The sequence below is a fragment of the Pseudomonas sp. Larv2_ips genome (assembly GCF_963879675.1).
Lineage (GTDB): Bacteria > Pseudomonadota > Gammaproteobacteria > Pseudomonadales > Pseudomonadaceae > Aquipseudomonas.
Genome location: NZ_CAWOAW010000043.1, coordinates 66,903 through 84,823, shown reverse-complemented (window position 1 = coordinate 84,823; position 17,921 = coordinate 66,903). Strand labels below are relative to the sequence as shown.

Here is a 17,921-nt window from a genome sequence, read left to right as displayed (position 1 = left end):
ACCATGCTTTCCAACCCTAATATCGATCTGGTCTCGCGCTTTCTTCGCCTGCCGCTTGAACAACGTCAGCAGTTTTATCAGCGCCTGCAAGCGCGTGGCATGAGCTTCGCGCAACTGCCGATTGCCCCGACCCGCCACGAGGTCCAGGCACTGCCCTTGTCTTACGCTCAGGAACGCCAGTGGTTCCTCTGGCAGTTGGACCCTGACGGCGCCACCTATCACATCCCTGGCGCGCTGCGCCTGCAAGGCCAGTTGGACCTGGTGGCGCTGCAACACAGTTTCGACCGTTTGGTGGCGCGCCACGAAAGCCTGCGTACCCGCTTGGTGCAGGACGGTGAGCAGTTGTTGCAGGCCGTGATGCCTGAGGCTCGCATCGAAATCGTGCAGGTGCGTACAGACGAACAGCACGTGATGGCGCAGGTGGAAGCTAAGGTCGCGCGTCCTTTCGATCTGCTCCAGGCACCGTTGTTGCGCGTGACGCTGCTGCAACTGGCCGACGATGAGCATGTGCTGGTGATGGTGCAGCACCACATCATTTCCGATGGCTGGTCGATGCAGGTCATGGTCGATGAGCTCGTGCAACTCTATGCCGCCTGCAGCCAGGGCCTAACCCTGAAATTGCCGGACCTGCCGATCCAGTATGCTGACTACGCCCTGTGGCAGCGTGGCTGGATGGAAGCGGGGGAGAAAGCCCGTCAGTTGGCTTACTGGCAGGCACTGCTGGGCGGCGAGCAACCCGTGCTGGAATTGCCCCTCGACCACCCGCGACCGGCGCAACAAAGCCATCGCGGCGCCAGCTTGCAGGTAGATTTGCCACCGGCGTTGGTCAGCGGTATCAAGCGCCTTGCGCAGCAAGAGGGCGCGACCCCGTTCATGTTGTTGCTGGCTGCGTTCCAGACCTTGCTCTACCGCTACAGCGGGCAGTCGGATATCCGCGTCGGCGTGCCGATTGCCAACCGCAATCGTGTCGAGACGGAGCGGTTGATCGGCTTTTTCGTCAACACCCAGGTGCTCAAAGCTGACCTTGACGGGCAGATGAGTTTCGTCGAACTGCTGCAGCAGACCAAGCGTCGCTCGCTGGAAGCCCAGGCGCATCAGGACCTGCCCTTTGAACAACTCGTGGTGGCGTTGCAGCCCGAGCGCAGCCTGAGCCACAACCCATTGTTCCAGGTGATGTTCAACCACCAGACCGACGCCCAGGGCGGGCGCGAGGGGCAGCAATTGCCGGGCCTGCGCGTCTCGGAATTGGACTGGGACAGCCAGACCACGCACTTCGACCTGAGCCTGGACACCCATGAATCCGCTGAAGGCATTTGGGCGGCACTGACCTACGCCACCGACCTGTTCAACGCTGCAACGATAGAGCGTCTGGCTCAGCACTGGCAGAACCTGCTGAGCGCGGTGGTGAGTGCACCTCACAGCCGCCTCAGTGATGTCGTGATGCTCGGCGCGGCCGAACACGCGGTGGTCCTTGAGGATTGGAACGCGCCGGCTACCGGTATCGAACTGCACGCGGTGCATCAGTTGTTTGAGGCGCAGGCCCAGCAGAACCCTGAGCGTCAGGCGTTGGCGCTGGATGAGCAGGCCATCACCTATGGCCAATTGAACCGTCAGGCCAACCGCCTGGCCCACTACTTGATCGCCCAGGGCGTCGGGCCGGACGTGCTGGTGGGCATTGCTGTGGAGCGCTCGTTTGCCATGGTGGTGAGCCTGCTGGCGGTGCTCAAGGCAGGCGGCGCCTACGTGCCTCTCGACCCTCAATACCCGCGTGAGCGCCTGGCACACATGCTCGAAGACAGCGGCGTACGCCTGGTGTTGACCCAGTCGTCACTGCGTGAACGCCTGCCGTTGCCTGAGCAGTTGTTCGCCCTGGACATCGATTTGGCTGATGCGCAACTGGCGCAGTGCGCCGAGTACAACCCGGGGCTCGACTTCGAGTCGCGCAGCCTGGCGTACGTTATTTACACCTCGGGCTCTACCGGTAAACCCAAGGGCGTGGCCATCGACCATGGCGCCTTGAGTGAGTTCGCGCGCATGGCCGCCGACTACTCGTGCCTGACCCCGGATGACCGGGTGTTGCAGTTCGCGACCCTGAACTTCGACGGTTTCGTCGAGCAGTTGTACCCGGCGCTGACCCTCGGAGCCACCGTGGTTTTGCGTGGCCCGCAGCTGTGGGACGGCGCCGAGCTGTACCGGCAGATTATCGCTCAGGGCATCACCCTGGCCGACTTGCCCACGGCCTACTGGAAACTGTTCTTGCAGGATTGCCTGGTGGCCGGCTCGCGCGCTTACGGCGCGTTGCGCCAGGTGCATATCGGCGGCGAAGCCATGCCGTTGGACGGCCCGGCGCTGTGGCGTCACGCGGGGCTTGGGCATGTACGCCTGCTCAATACCTACGGGCCTACCGAGGCGACCGTGGTGTCCAGCGTGTTGGACTGCAGCGACGTCACCACCGTGATCGGTGCCAGCGCCAGCCCTATCGGCCACGCGCTGGCGGGGCGTGGTCTGTATGTGCTCGATCGCGATTTGAACCTGCTGCCGGCCGGTGCCGTGGGTGAGCTGTATATCGCCAGTGAAAGCGGCCTGGCGCGTGCTTATCTGCAGCAACCTGCGCTGACCGCAGAACGTTTTGTGGCCGACCCATTCGCCCGCTCGGGCCAGCGTCTGTACCGCACCGGTGACCTGGCACGCTGTCGCGCCGATGGGGTGATTGAGTACGTGGGGCGGGTTGACCATCAAGTAAAAATCCGTGGTTTCCGTATCGAGCTGGGTGAGATCGAGGCGTTGCTGCTGGCCCAGGCAGGCGTGCGCGAAACGCTGTTGCTGGCGGCTGACAATCAGCTGCTGGCCTATGTGGTGCCGACGCAACCGCTGGCCGAGCAAGAACAGTTGGCTGCCGGTGAGCAACTCAAGGCCAGCCTGCGCGAGCAATTGCCGGATTACATGGTGCCGGCGCACCTGATCTTCCTCGCGCGCATGCCGTTGAACCCCAATGGCAAGCTGGACCGCCAGGCCTTGCCCAAACCGGATGCCACGTCGGCGCAAGCCGATTGGCAAGCGCCGGTTACCGCCCTGCAACAGCAGGTTGCGGCGATCTGGGCCGACATCCTGGGCACCGAGCGGGTCGGGCTGACTCAGCACTTCTTCGAGCTGGGCGGGCATTCGTTGCTGGCGATGCAGGTGGTCTCGCGCCTTCGGCAGGCGCTGAACCTGGAAGTGCCGCTCAAGGCTCTGTTCGAGCAGCCGCGCCTGGACGGTTTTGTCGCCGCTATTGAAGCCCATTCCCCGAACGCGCCAAAGGCGCCGGCGCTGGTGCCGGTGGGGCGTGATCAGCCGCTGCCTTTATCGTATGCCCAGGAGCGTCAGTGGTTCCTCTGGCAGCTGGAGCCGCAAAGCGCTGCGTATCACGTGCCCAGCGCTTTGCGCTTGAAAGGGCAGTTGGACACGGCGGCGCTGCAGCGCAGTTTCGACACGTTGCTGGCACGGCATGAAAGCCTGCGCACGCATGTGCGCCAGACCCACGACGGCGCGGTGCAGGTGATTGACCCGCTGGCGTCGGTGCAGATCGTGTGCGGCGACGTCGAGGAAGCTCAACTCAAGGCGCGCGTAGAAGCTGAAATCGCCCAGCCGTTCGACCTGCAACAGGGGCCGTTGCTGCGCGTGACGCTGCTGCGTCTGGCTGCTGACGAACATGTGCTGGTGCTGGTTCAGCATCACATCGTGTCCGATGGTTGGTCGATGCAGCGGGTGGTGGAGGAACTGGTACAACTTTACGCCGCATACAGCCAAGGGCAGGGCGTGCAATTGCCGGCGTTGCCGATTCAGTACGCTGACTACGCCGTGTGGCAACGCAACTGGATGGACGCGGGCGAGAAAGCGCGCCAACTGGCGTACTGGCGCGAGGTACTGGGCGGTGAGCAGAGTGTGCTGGAGTTGCCCTTCGACCACCCACGCCCGGCCGTGCAGAGCCATCGTGGCGCACGCCTGCCTATCGAGCTGGCGCCGACACTGGCCCATGACCTCAAGGCATTGGCCCAGCAGCAAGGTGTGACGCTGTTCATGCTGTTGCTGGCGTCGTTCCAGACCTTGCTGCACCGCTACAGTGGCCAGGAAGAAATCCGCGTCGGCGTGCCGATTGCCAACCGCAATCGCAGCGAGACCGAGCGCCTGATTGGCTTCTTCGTTAACACGCAAGTGCTCAAGGCCGACCTGCATGGCCAGATGAGCGTCGAGCAGTTATTGCAGCACACGCGCCAGCGCGCGCTGGATGCCCAGGCGCATCAGGACCTGCCGTTCGAGCAACTGGTCGAAGCCTTGCAACCGGAGCGCAGCCTGAGCCACAACCCGTTGTTCCAGGTGATGTTCAACCACCAGACCGATGTCGGCCAGGCCCAGGTCCAGCACCAACTGCCGCAGTTGCGGGTAGAAGGACTCGACTGGGAGAGCAAGACTGCGCACTTCGATCTGGACCTGGATATTCAGGAATCCAACGAGGGTATCTGGGCCACGCTGGGGTATGCCCAGGATTTGTTTGAGGCCGGCACCGTGCAACGTATGGCTCGCCATTGGCAGAACCTGTTGCAGGGCATGGTCGCCAACCCGCAGCAAAGCCTCAGCCAATTGCCGCTGTTGGACAGTGCCGAGCAGCAACAGATTCTGCACCTGTGGAACTGCGCCGATTCGGGCTTCTCGGCCAAACGCCTGGTACACGAATTGGTCGCCGACCGTGCGCGGGAAAACCCGAATGCCGTGGCCGTGAAATTCGATTTGCAGACCCTGACGTATGGTGAACTCGATGGCCAGGCCAACCGCCTGGCGCATGCGTTGATCGCCCGAGGTGTGGGGCCGGAAGTGCGCGTGGCCATCGCCATGCCGCGCAGTGCCGAGATCATGGTGGCGTTTCTGGCGGTGATGAAATCAGGTGGCGTCTACGTACCGTTGGACGTGGAATACCCGCGCGATCGCCTGTTGTACATGATGCAAGACAGCCGCGCCAAACTGTTGCTGACGCATTCGGCGGTGCAGCTGCGATTGCCGATTCCCGAAGGCCTGGAAGCACTTGCCGTTGATCAGACCGAAGCCTGGGCCGACGCTGACGACAGCGCTCCACAGGTTGTACTGGACGGCGACAACCTGGCCTACGTGATTTATACCTCCGGTTCCACCGGCATGCCGAAGGGCGTGGCGGTGTCCCACGGCCCGTTGGTGGCGCATATCATTGCGACCGGCGAGCGCTACGAAACCAGCCCGGCGGATTGCGAACTGCACTTCATGTCGTTTGCCTTCGATGGTTCCCACGAAGGCTGGATGCACCCGCTGATCAACGGCGCCAGCGTACTGATTCGCGACGACAGCCTGTGGCTGCCGGAATACACCTACGCCCAAATGCATCGCCACAACGTGACGATGGCCGTGTTCCCGCCCGTTTATCTGCAGCAACTGGCCGAGCACGCCGAGCGCGACGGCAACCCACCCGCAGTGCGCGTCTATTGCTTTGGCGGTGACGCGGTGGCGCAGGCCAGCTATGACCTGGCCTGGCGTGCGCTGAAACCAACCTACTTGTTCAATGGCTACGGCCCGACCGAAACGGTGGTGACGCCGCTGCTGTGGAAGGCCCGCAGGGGTGACCCTTGCGGCGCCGTCTACGCACCGATTGGTACGTTGTTGGGCAACCGCAGCGGTTATGTATTGGACGCGCAGCTCAACCTGCAACCCATCGGCGTCGCGGGCGAGCTGTACCTCGGCGGCGAAGGCGTCGCCCGAGGTTACCTGGAGCGCCCGGCACTGACCGCCGAGCGTTTTGTACCGGACCCGTTCGGCAAACCCGGCAGCCGTGTGTACCGCAGCGGCGACTTGACCCGTGGTCGCCCGGATGGCGTGGTGGACTACCTGGGCCGTGTCGACCATCAGGTGAAGATCCGTGGTTTCCGTATCGAATTGGGTGAAATCGAAGCCCGTCTGCGCGAGCAGGACAGTGTCGGTGAAACCGTGGTGGTGGCTCAGGAGGGCCCATCCGGCAAGCAATTGGTCGCCTATGTGGTGCCGTTGGACCCGGCGCTGATCGACGACGCCGTGGCGCAATCGAACGGCCGCGAAGCGCTGCGCCGCGCCTTGAAAACCCGCCTGCCGGATTACATGGTGCCCACGCACCTGATGTTCCTGCCACGCATGCCGCTGACCCCCAACGGCAAGCTGGACCGCAAAGGCTTGCCGTTGCCGGACGTGAGCCAGATGCAGCAAGTGTATGTCGCGCCACAGAGTGACCTGGAGCAGAAAATCGCTGCGATCTGGTCCGACGTGCTGCGCCTGCCGCGCGTTGGCTTGCATGACAACTTCTTCGAACTGGGCGGCGACTCGATCATTTCGATCCAGGTGGTCAGCCGCGCCCGCCAAGCGGGTGTGCGCTTCACGCCCAAGGACCTGTTCCAGCACCAGACGGTGCAGAGCCTGGCGGCCGTCGCCCGGGAGGGTGAGGGCGCAGTGGTGCTGGATCAGTCGGCGCTGACCGGCGAGTTATTGTTGCTGCCGATCCAGCACGCGTTTTTTGCCGATGACATCCCGCAGCGCGAGCACTGGAACCAGTCGGTGGTGCTGCAGCCGCACCAACGGTTGGAGGTGCCTGTGCTGTTGGCAGCACTTGAGGCGTTGATCGTGCATCACGACGCCCTGCGCACCAGGTTTGTCCAAGGTGCAGACGGCTGGCATGCGGTGTATCGAACTGCACAGCAGCATCAGGCCGAACAGGTGCTGTGGCAGACCACGCTGAACACCGTCGAAGAGCTTGAGGCCCTGGGCGAAGAAGCCCAGCGCAGTCTCGACCTGAGCCAAGGCCCGTTGCTGCGCGCAGTGCTGGTGGGCATGGCCGACGGCTCGCAACGCTTATTGTTGGTGATCCATCACTTGGTGGTGGACGGTGTGTCCTGGCGCATCCTGTTGGAAGACCTGCAAACCGCTTACCGCCAACTGATCGAAGGCGTCAGCGTGGTGCTGCCGGCCAAGACCAGTTCCACCCGCGCCTGGGCCGAGCGTTTGCAAGCGTACGCCGGCACTGCGGCACTGGCCGAGGAGTTGGCGTGGTGGCAGACGCAGTTGCGGGGCAGCCGCACTGGTTTGCCGGGCGCTGACCCACAGGCCAGTGTCAGTAACCGGCATGCCCTGAGCGTGACGACGCACTTGGATCAAGGGTTTACCCGGCGCTTGTTGCAAGACGCTCCAAGTGCCTACCGGACCCAGATCAATGACGTGCTGCTGACCGCTTTGGCGCGCGTTATTGTGCGCTGGACCGGTGATGCGTCGATGCTGATCCGCCTGGAAGGCCACGGCCGTGAGGACCTGTTCGACGAGATCGACCTGACTCGCACCGTTGGGTGGTTTACCAGCCTTTATCCATTGCAATTGGCACCGACCGACTCCCTGGCGGGTTCGCTCAAACAGATCAAGGAACAGCTGCGCGCGGTACCGGACAAAGGCCTGGGCTTTGGCGCCTTGCGTTACCTGGGCAGTGCCGAGGCGCAACAGGCATTGGCGGGCTTGCCGCGCCCGCGTATCACGTTCAATTACCTGGGACAGTTCGACGCCAGCTTCGAGAGCGGCGAACAGGAGGGCTTGTTCGCGCCTTCCGGTGACGCCAGTGGCGCCGAACAAAGCCTTGATGCGCCGCTGGGCAACTGGTTGGAAATCAATGGCCAGGTGTACGGCGGCGAGCTGAAGTTGAACTGGAGTTTCAGCCAGGCCATGTTCGCCCAAGCAACCGTGCAACAGCTGGCTGATGAGTACGCGTTGGAACTCAAAGCCTTGATCGAACACTGCTGTGCTGCGGCCAATCAGGGCGTGACGCCGTCGGACTTCCCGCTGGCGCGCCTGTCGCAAGTTCAACTGGATGCGTTGCCGCTTGCCGTTTCTGAGGTTGAAGACCTGTACCCGTTGTCGCCGATGCAGCAAGGTATGTTGTTCCAGTCGTTGTATGGCGAAGGGTCGGGCGATTACATCAACCAGATGCGCATCGATGTGGACGGTTTGGATGTACCGCGCTTCCGCCAGGCCTGGCAGGCGGCGGTTGACCGGCATGAAATCCTGCGCAGCGGCTTCCTCTGGCAGACGGATGTGGAGCAACCGTTGCAGGTGGTCTACAAGCAGCGACGAATGCCGCTTGAGGTGCTTGATTGGCAGGACCGCGCCGATTGCCCTACGGCACTCGACAGCCTGGCCGAATCGGCACGCGCCCAGGGATTTGTAGTGGAGCAGGCGCCGCTGTTGAGCCTGTCGGTGATACGCACGGGTGCGTCGAGTTACCACTTGATCTACACCAATCACCACATCCTGATGGATGGCTGGAGTGGGTCGCAGCTGTTTGGTGAGGTGTTGCAACACTATGCCGGCGAGCCGCTGTCTGCACCGACCGGGCGTTACCGCGACTACATTGCCTGGTTGCAGGCGCAGGACAAGGCCGTCAGCGAAGCCTTCTGGAAAGCTCAACTGGTTAATCTGCAGGCGCCTACGCGTCTGGCACCTGGCCTGTCGAGCGATGAGCCTGCTGCGGTGGCGGCCAATGGTGAACATCGCCTGAGCTTTGACGCCGCTCACACCGAACGCCTCAAAGCGTTCGCGCAAAGCAACAAGGTTACCCTCAATACCTTGGTGCAAGCTGCCTGGTTATTGCTGCTGCAACATCACACCGGGCAGGCGACCGTGGCCTTCGGCGCTACCGTGGCGGGTCGTCCGGCCGAGCTGCGCGGTATCGAGCAGCAAGTCGGTTTGTTCATCAACACGCTGCCTGTGGTGGCCACGCCTGAAGCGCAGCTGTCGGTCGGCCAGTGGCTGCAACAGATCCAGGCGCAGAACGTGCGCTTGCGCGAGCAGGAACACACGCCGCTGTTCGAGATCCAGCGCTGGGCCGGGTTGGGTGGCGAGGCGCTGTTCGACAGCATCCTGGTGTTCGAGAACTACCCGGTTTCCGAGGCGTTGGAGCAAGGCGCGCTGTCGGGCCTGCGCTTTGGTGCGGTGCACAGCCTGGAGCAGACGCACTATCCGTTGACCGTGCTGCTGGGCATGGGCGACAGCCTCGGGCTTGAGTTCAACTATGATCGGCAAGCTTTCAGCGCCGCACATATCCAGCGCTTGGCCGAGCACTTCCAGCAGTTATTGAATGCCTTGATCGTCGATGCCGACCAACGCCTGGCCGCACTGCCGTCCGTGACCCAGGCCGAGCGTGAGACGTTGCTGGCCTGGAACGCCACGGCTCAGACTTACCCGCTGCATCAGGGCGTGCATCAGTTGATTGAGGCCCAGGTGCTACGTACGCCGCACGCCCCGGCCCTGGCCTTTGCCGGGCAGCAGTTGAGCTACGCCGAACTTAACCGTCGTGCCAACCGCCTGGCGCATCGTTTAGTGGCGGCAGGTGTCGGGCCGGACGTGCTGGTGGGGCTGGCGGTGGAGCGGTCAATCGAGATGGTCGTCGGCCTGTTGGCCGTGCTCAAGGCCGGCGGCGCCTATGTGCCGCTGGACCCGGAATACCCGCGTGACCGACTCAGCTACATGCTGCAAGACAGCGGCGTGAATCTGCTGCTGACCCAGGCACATTTGTTGGCGCAACTGCCGCTCCCGACAGGCGTGCAGAGCCTGGTGCTGGAGACCGGCGAAGCATGGCTTGAAGGTTACAGCGAGCACAATCCTGATGTCGCAGTGGATGGCGAGAACCTGGCGTATGTGATCTACACCTCGGGCTCGACCGGGCAGCCCAAGGGCGCTGGCAATCGGCATTCGGCACTGACCAATCGACTCTGCTGGATGCAGCAGGCATACAGCCTGGATGGCGGCGATACGGTGCTGCAGAAAACCCCGTTCAGTTTTGACGTGTCGGTGTGGGAGTTCTTCTGGCCACTGATGACCGGCGCGCGCCTGGTGGTGGCGGCGCCGGGGGATCATCGCGATCCGGCCCGGTTGGTCAGGTTGATCAACGCCGAGCAGGTCACCACGCTGCACTTTGTGCCATCCATGCTGCAAGCCTTCTTGCAGGACACGGCGGTCGGCTCTTGCCAGAGCCTGCAACGCATTGTGTGCAGCGGCGAAGCATTGCCGGTGGACGCGCAACAACAGGTTTTTGCCAAGCTGCCCGCTGCCCGGTTGTACAACCTGTACGGGCCGACGGAAGCCGCGATTGATGTGACCCACTGGACCTGTGTCGAGGAAGGCAGTGATGCCGTGCCGATTGGCCGGCCCATCGCCAACCTGGGCTGCTACGTGCTGGACGGCAACCTGGAGCCGGCGCCGGTGGGCGTGTTGGGCGAGTTGTACCTGGGCGGTATTGGCCTGGCGCGGGGTTATCACCGTCGGCCGGCGTTGACCGCTGAACGTTTTGTGACTGACCCCTTCGGCAGTGGAGAGCGGCTGTACCGCACTGGCGACCTGGCGCGCTATCGCGACGACGGTGTGATCGAGTACGCGGGCCGCATCGACCATCAGGTCAAACTGCGTGGGCTGCGCATCGAGTTGGGTGAAATCGAGGCGCGTCTGCTGGAGCATGAGTGCGTGCGTGAAGCGGCCGTGCTGGCCGTGGACGGCACGCATTTGGTGGGTTACGTGGTATTGCAGGCGCCGAGTGAGGGTTGGAAAACCGTGGTCGGCACGCACTTGTCTGCGCACTTGCCGGACTACATGGTACCCGCGCAGTGGGTCGTGCTTGAGCAGATGCCGCTGAGCCCGAATGGCAAACTGGATCGCAAGGCGCTGCCCAAGCCTGAAGCCAACGGCGCAGAGCAATACCAGGCGCCGCACAGCGAGATTGAGCAACAGGTAGCAGCGATCTGGAGCGAGGTGCTGGGTGTTGAGCGGGTGGGGTTGAATGACAACTTCTTCGAGTTGGGCGGCCACTCCTTGCGCGTGCTGTTGCTCAAGGAACGCATCCGGCAGGTCAGCGGGGTCAACCTGTCTGTCAGCCAATTGATGCTCAACCCAACCGTGCGCGGGCAGGTTAATTGCCTGCAGGGCGATGCGCGCAGCGAGTTGATCGTCAAGCTCAACAGCCAGACCCAGGGTACGCCGCTGTTCATGTTCCACCCAAGCTTTGGTTCGGTGCATTGCTACACCGCGATCGCCCTGGCGCTGCGCGAGCAACGCCCGGTGTACGGGGTGATCTGCCGTGCGCTGGTGGAAGAGGGCGCTTCGGTGCCTGAGTGGCAGGCGATGGTTGACGATTACGCCGCGCAATTATTGGCAGCACAGCCACAGGGTGCCTATCGCCTGGCCGGTTGGTCGCTGGGTGGCAACCTGGCGATGGAAGTCGCCTACGCGCTGGAGCAAGCAGGGCGTGAGGTAGAGTTTGTCGGCTGGATCGATTCGGCGCCGCCGCAGTGGCTCAAGCCGTATTGGGACGCGGTGTTCATCGAGGAGGGGCGCGAGGCATCCGCCAATGAACGCCGTGCGGCGTTGCTTGGGGCCATGTTCCCGGCGTTTGCCGAGCAGATTGAGGGTGCGTGGCAGGAGTGCCTGCGTCAGGCAGCGGATGAAGACGGGCAATGGCATGCGTTCGTGACTTGGGCAGAGCAACATTTGGGTGAAGGTTTTACCAGCATCAAGGAAGAGTTGCTGCGTGGCAACGAGGCGCAGATTTCCTGGGAGGTTGACCGTGCGTTGAGCGAACGCCTGGAAGCGGCGGACTTCAAGCCGATCCAGGCGCCGGTCAGTTGCTGGTGGGCCTCGTTGAGCCGCGCGGGGCAGTTCAAAAACCTGATCGAACAGAACATGGCGAAGGTGATTGGGCAGGGGCGCATCGAGCGTTCGGTGATGATCGACACCGATCATGACGGCATTATCGACAGCGCCGCGTTCATCGCCAGCCTGGTGGCCGCCATGGACTAAGGGGCGACGCACGAATCAGCCCGGATCATTGATCCGGGTTTTTTTGTGCTGGATTTCAGGTCGGGCAGGCATGCTTTTCTGTGGGAGCTGGCTTGCCTGCGATGCATGCACCTCGAAGTATCAGGCACCCAGTCGATGCCATCGCAGGCAAGCCAGTCCCACAGTTGACCGGGCATGGCCTTAATACACAGGCATAAAAAAGCCCGATGAGAGCGGCGCTTTCATCGGGCGTTGGTTGATCGCCTGGGGCGATCAGTGCATTTAATCAGAAGTCCCAGCGAGTGCTGAACATCACGTTACGCGGCTCGCCATAGGCTGCCGAGTTATAAAAGCCCACGTTAGTGTAGTAGGTGGTGTCGAAGATATTGTTGAGGTTGACGGTCGCCGAGAGGTTCTTGGTGACCTGATAGCGGGTCATCAGGTCGACCACTGTATAGGACGACTGGGTGATGTCCTGGTTTTTATTGAGCGGCTGGTTCCAGATCTCATTCCAGGCCTTGGTTTGCCAGCGTACACCGCCACCGACGGTGAACTTGTCCAGAGCGCCCTTGAGTTTGTAGGTGGTGTTCAGGTTGACCTGATGCTCTGGCTCGAAGGTGGAGATTTTCTTGCCGTCTTCGTCGCGTACGATTTTGTGGGTGTAACCGCCCTGCAGTTGCCAGCCTGGGCTCAACTCACCGGAGATCTCTGCTTCGTAGCCTTTGGTGACGGCCTTGGAGCCCTTGAACGCATAGTTTTCCGGGGAAGGCGATTGGTTGTTGTAGGCATCGTCCGGAATAGCGCGATTGATCTCATGCACCTCGAAATACGCAAGGCTGGTGTTCAAGCGGCCTTCAAAGAACTCGCCCTTCAAGCCCACCTCGTAGTTTTGCCCTTCGTCCGGCTCCAGCAGCGTTTTGTTGCGATCTTTATAGGTGCTTTCCTGAGGTTGGAAAATATCGGTATAGCTGGTGTACACCGAGAAATTGTCGTTCAGGTCATAGATCACACCCGCGTACGGGATGAACCGTCCGGTTTCCTTGTAGGACGGGTTGTTGCCGGTGACGTGGTAGTTGGCAACGCGGCCACCGAGGATCACGTTCAGGTCATCCATCACGTTCAAGCGGGTGGTCACGTAGTAGCCGGTTTGACGAATGGTGTCGTCCGTGTACTGTTGGACCGGGCCGTAGATTGGCTTGGCGATCTTGCCATTCCAGTTGTAGAAATCCACTTTGTTGCCGCCTGGCCAGTCCGGCGACCAATAGCCTTTGCCCTGCCAGCGCGAGGTGCCGATCGAGCCACCTACGACCAGTTCATGGTCACGACCGAACAGACTGAATGGCCCGGTGGCATACAGATCGGCCGAGGTGCTTTTGGTTTCTCCGGTGTATTTCTGCCCGTTGATCGACGCTGTGCCATCGGCTTGTGGTTCAACGAACTGGATCGAACCGAGGTCGGCGTGGTAGCTGTTGATCTTATGGTCGAGTTGGAACTTGGTGACCCAGCCGTCGCCCAGGTCATGCTCGAGCATGGCAAAGGCGGTGCGGGTGTTTTGCTCCCATGAGCTCCAGGTGGTGCCGTTGTTGTAGGAGCGCGGCATCTTGTTGATGCTGCCGTCGTATTTCACCAACGGGAAGGAACCCGACCAACTGGTGCCTTGTGGAATGCTGTCCTGATAGTCGAAGCCCACGGTCAGCATGGTGTCGGGGGACAGGTCGAATTCGGTGATGCCGTAGTAGGTTTCGGTCTTGCGTGAGTAGTGGTCCATGAAGGAATTCTTGTCCTGGTACGCCGCCACTGCGCGACCACGGACATTCCCGCTGTCGGTCAACGGACCGCTGACGTCCACTTCGCTGCGGTAGTTGTCCCAGGAACCTGCGCCCAGTTGCACATGGCCTTTGAATTCCGAGGTGGGCTTCTTGCGAATCAGGTTGATGGTCGCGCCCAGGGAACCGGCACCGTTGAGCAGGCCGGTGGCGCCCTTGAGAATTTCGACGCGGTCGTAGATCGCCATGTCGCTCAGGGTGTTACCTGCCGAATAGCCAACGTTGCGCACGGTGGACGGAATGCCGTCGTACTGGAAGCTGTTGACCGAAAAACCACGGGAATAGTAGTTGGTGCGGTCGCTGTCGTAGGCTGACACGGTGATGCCCGGCGTGTGACGCATCACGTCGTCGACGTTATTGAGGCCGAAGTCTTCGATGTGCTGGCGGGTGATCACCGTGATTGACTGCGGGGTTTGCCGTGGCGTCAGGGTCAAGCGGGTTGCCGTGGCAATGGTGCCCGGCGTATAGGAACCGGAATCCTCGGTGATGTTGCCCAAGGTATTGCCGGTTACTTCGGTCGGGCTCAGTTCCAGCGTTGCGGATGTACCGGCAGCGGTCACGGTCAGCGAGTTGCCGTTGAAGCTGTGAGTGGTCTGAGTCCCACCCAACAACGTGTCAATGGCCCGCTGCGGCTCCATCTTGCCCTTGACCGCACGGCTGCTTTTGCCCTGCACATCGCTTGGGCTGTACAGCACTTGCACATTGGTCTGGCGGCCAAATTCCTGCAAGGCGCTCCCCAGCGACTGTGCGGGAATATCCAGCTCGATCTCCTGTGCCTGCGCATAACCTGCAACCGGCAGCGATATCGCCAGGGCCAAGGCGCTCGGAAGAAGATTGATGTTCAGGGCCCGGCGCATGGATAGCGCTTTGCTCAGGGGGCTGAGACCGAGTCTTGCTGGCATGGATGCTTTCTCTTCTATGTTTAAGTGGGCAAGTTATAGGTATCTATTGAGTATTATTCTCATTACCACTAGTGAGACGTTCCTACTTGGAAAAACCGGAAAATAAATTTCAGGCCGGTTCCATTTCGTGCAGCACCTGGCCGGCGCGCAGGCGCACCAATTGGTCGGCGATGTCGAAATAGCGGTCGTCGTGGCTGATCACAATGATGGTTTTGCCCAGGCGCTTGAGGTCCGGCAGCAGCTCGGTGTAGAAAATCCGGCGGAAAGCCGGGTCCTGGTCGGCGGCCCATTCGTCGAACACCAGCACCGGGCGTTCTTCGAGCCAGGCGTTGACCAGTGCCAGGCGCTTGCGCTGGCCGGTGGACAGATCGGTGGTGCTGAATACGCCGTCTTTCACGCTGACCTTGTGCGCGATTTCCAGGCGTTCCAGGTATTTGGCGGCGCTGTCCAGTGACTGGGTGGCGCTGCCCTGCACCAGGTCGTCGAACAGGTAGTAGTCGGAGAAGATCGTCGTGAAGAGTTGGCGATAGTCATCGCGCTCGGGGTCGGTGACGGCCTCGCCGTTCAGGCGAATCTCGCCTGCCTGGGGCGGATACAAGCCCAGCAGCAATTTGATCAGGGTGGTCTTGCCGCTGCCGTTCTCGCCGACGATAAACACGATATCGCCTTGCTTGATGCTCAGGTTGATCGGCCCCAGGTGGAACGGTTCGCTGCCTTCAATCGCCGGTGGGCTGTAGCTCACGCCGCGCAGTTCCAGGCTGTTGACTACCGGTTTTGGCGCTTCGCTGTCATCCATCAGCAGGTGCGGTTCGGGGGAGGAGAAGCGCTCCGACAGCTCGCTGATCCGGCCAAAGGCGATCTTGGCCTTGCCCACCACCGGCAAATAGCCCAGCAGGTGTTCCAGCGGGCCCTTCATGTAGAGCAGCACCAGCACGAAGCCGGTGATCACGGTCGGGTCAGGGTTCGGATTGTAGGCCTGCATCGCCAGGGCCAGGCCGATTACCACGAAGAACAGCATCGAGCCGAACGTCTTGGCGAGGATATAAATGTTGACCGAACGCACTTGGATATCGCTGATGCGGTCGGCGGTTTCCTGGATGCGATGGGTATTCATGCGATAGCGCCGTGGGCGGTGCATGCGCAGTTCCTTGGCGCCGGAAGCGATCGCGTTGTAGTAGCGCTGCAATTCATCTTCATGGCTGCGCGCCAGGTCAAAGCCCTGGATGCCTTTGCCACCGGCAATGAATTGCACGGCGCTGCCGATGATGATCGCCACCACCATCATCAGGAACATCGACACCGACAGGTAGGCTAGGTAGCCCAGGCAACCGAGGGTCACCGTGGCGGCGATGGCCAGTGGCGTGAAGGCGAAAGAAAAATCGCTGATGGTGTCGACGTCATGGGTCAGCACCGGGATCAGCCGGTGCGAGCGGTAGCGCTCGATCTGGCCGATGGGTGCCGACAGCACTTTCTCGCCCAGATCCTTGCGCAAGGCAGCAATGATGCGTTGCCCGACATAGTTGGTGCCGATGTCGGAAATGATCGAGCTGATCAGCGCCAGTACGCACAGCGCCGCAAAGGTCAGGACCACGCCTTGGGTCATGCCGTTGACCGAATGCAGCGCGTTATTGATGGTGGCCAGCAGCAAGGTAATGGCCAGGCCGCCCACCATGCCGAGAGCGACGGAGATCGTCACGATGGTACGAAAGGGCCTGAGCAAGGCGAGCAGACCCTTGAAGGCGCTGCGTTTGGGGTCGGTCATAAGTACTTCCCGGAGAGTGAAAAGAGGGGCTGGGCACACAGACCCTTACCCATGACAAACGAAGCGCCGGCGCGAGTATTTAGCTCGGCGTGCCCTTTGCGGGTGGCGCGGCATAAATTGCCGCGCAGCTGGTTCGTTCTTGTGCTGTAGGCGCACGTGCATCGACGCCGCGCGCAGTCCATTCAGCGAGAGCGAAACAATGACGAAAAAGAACCTGGTGTATGTGTGGTCCTTGCGAAATGCCGCCGCCGACAAGGCCGGGCAGCCGGTGGCCTACAAGGATCACGAGCGCTATATGAAGTCGGTGCTGGAGTTTCTGGTGGGTTCGCTGAACGACACGCCGTTGGGCGAGGCCTATAACCTGGTTGGCGTGGTGTATGACGATGACGAGCAGAACCCGCGCGACCAGCAACTGGTCAGCAATTACGGCTTTGCCTATAAACCAGGCCGCCAGTGGCTGTACCCGGCGGATCTGCAGGTGCAGGGGCGGCTGGTCAACGACTTGTTATTGAGCGTGCCGTCCACCTACCGCCGTCTGCCACGCGGCAGTGCCGAGCACATTGCCGGCAAGCAGGATTTCGAGCGTCGCCTGCACGACACGCTGGTGGAATTGAAGGCCGATATCGTCGTGCTGGACGGTCTGCTGGTGATTCTGGATGAGCTGGTGCGTCCAGGTGCACCGTTTGCACGGCGCATCATGAACATTCACCCAGGCATTACCCGAATCGAATCGCCTTACGAACGCCGCGGCGCATACGCCACCTGGAATGCCTTGTACGGTGCGCGTGGGCAAACCGTGGTGGATTGGGCGACCAAGGCCACCACGCCGTCCGAGCCGCTGTACCTCACCGGCGCTTCGTTCCACTACGTGGATAACGGCATCGATTCGGGTGAAGTGTTTCACGACGTGCTGAAAACCGAGATATCGCCCGAGGACACCATCCTCGAACTGCGCTGGAACAACTTTAACAACAGCCTGTTCCCGGCGTTGCACGAAGGCTTGGAGTTGTTGGCCAAGGAGGCCTGAACACAGCCCTATTGGTACATACAGCACCAAAATGTGAGCGGGCTTGCCCGCGAAGGCGGTGGCCCTGTTGATACAGGGGTGACTGACAGACCGCTATCGCAGGCAAGCCAGCTCCCACATTTGAATGGTGGCGGTCTTGGTGTTTACGGACCACCCTAAGCCCAGCCGCCGCAACCATTGCCGCGAATTTTTACCTGGTGTACGCGAGGCAAAATGTGGGAGCGGGCTTGCCCGCGAAGGCGGCGGCCCTGTTGATACAGGGGTGACTGACACACCGCTATCGCAGGCAAGCCAGCTCCCACATTTGAATGGTGGCGGTCTTGGTGTTTACTCACCATCCTAAGCCCAGCCGCCCCAACCATTGCCGCGAATTTTTACCTGATGTACGCAAGGCAAAATGTGGGAGCGGGCTTGCCCGCGAAGGCGGTGGCCCTGTCGATACAGGGGGGACTGACACACCGCTATCGCAGGCAAGCCAGCTCCCACATTTGAATGGTGGCGGTCTTGGTGTTTACGCACCACCCTAAGCCCAGCCGCGCCAATCATTGCCGCGAACTTTTACCTGATGG

4 protein-coding genes are annotated in these 17,921 nt (G+C 61.5%); 2 read left to right on the top strand and 2 right to left on the bottom strand.

What is annotated here, in order from left to right; all coding sequences use genetic code 11:
* The first annotated feature begins 3 nt into the window (after positions 1-3).
* The gene (locus AACV02_RS30370) at positions 4-11,856 is read left to right on the top strand and encodes a non-ribosomal peptide synthase/polyketide synthase (protein WP_119735968.1); all 11,853 of its coding nucleotides are present in this window, start codon (positions 4-6) and stop codon (positions 11,854-11,856) included.
* Between the two features lie 265 nt (positions 11,857-12,121).
* Here AACV02_RS30370 and AACV02_RS30365 read toward each other — a convergent pair whose 3' ends face one another.
* Together AACV02_RS30365 and AACV02_RS30360 are read right to left on the bottom strand one after the other, a co-directional pair.
* The gene (locus tag AACV02_RS30365) at positions 12,122-14,563 is read right to left on the bottom strand and encodes a TonB-dependent siderophore receptor (RefSeq protein ID WP_119735966.1); all 2,442 of its coding nucleotides are present in this window, start codon (positions 14,561-14,563) and stop codon (positions 12,122-12,124) included.
* A 109-nt stretch (positions 14,564-14,672) separates the two neighbouring features.
* On the bottom strand, positions 14,673-16,325 hold the full coding sequence (locus tag AACV02_RS30360; RefSeq protein WP_119735964.1) for a cyclic peptide export ABC transporter: 1,653 nt from the start codon (positions 16,323-16,325) through the stop codon (positions 14,673-14,675).
* A 199-nt stretch (positions 16,326-16,524) separates the two neighbouring features.
* Here AACV02_RS30360 and AACV02_RS30355 point away from each other — a divergent pair, with 199 nt between their 5' ends.
* Positions 16,525-17,352, top strand: coding sequence for a N(5)-hydroxyornithine transformylase PvdF (locus tag AACV02_RS30355; protein WP_119735962.1), 828 nt, complete (start codon positions 16,525-16,527; stop codon positions 17,350-17,352).
* The last annotated feature ends 569 nt before the right edge of the window (positions 17,353-17,921 follow it).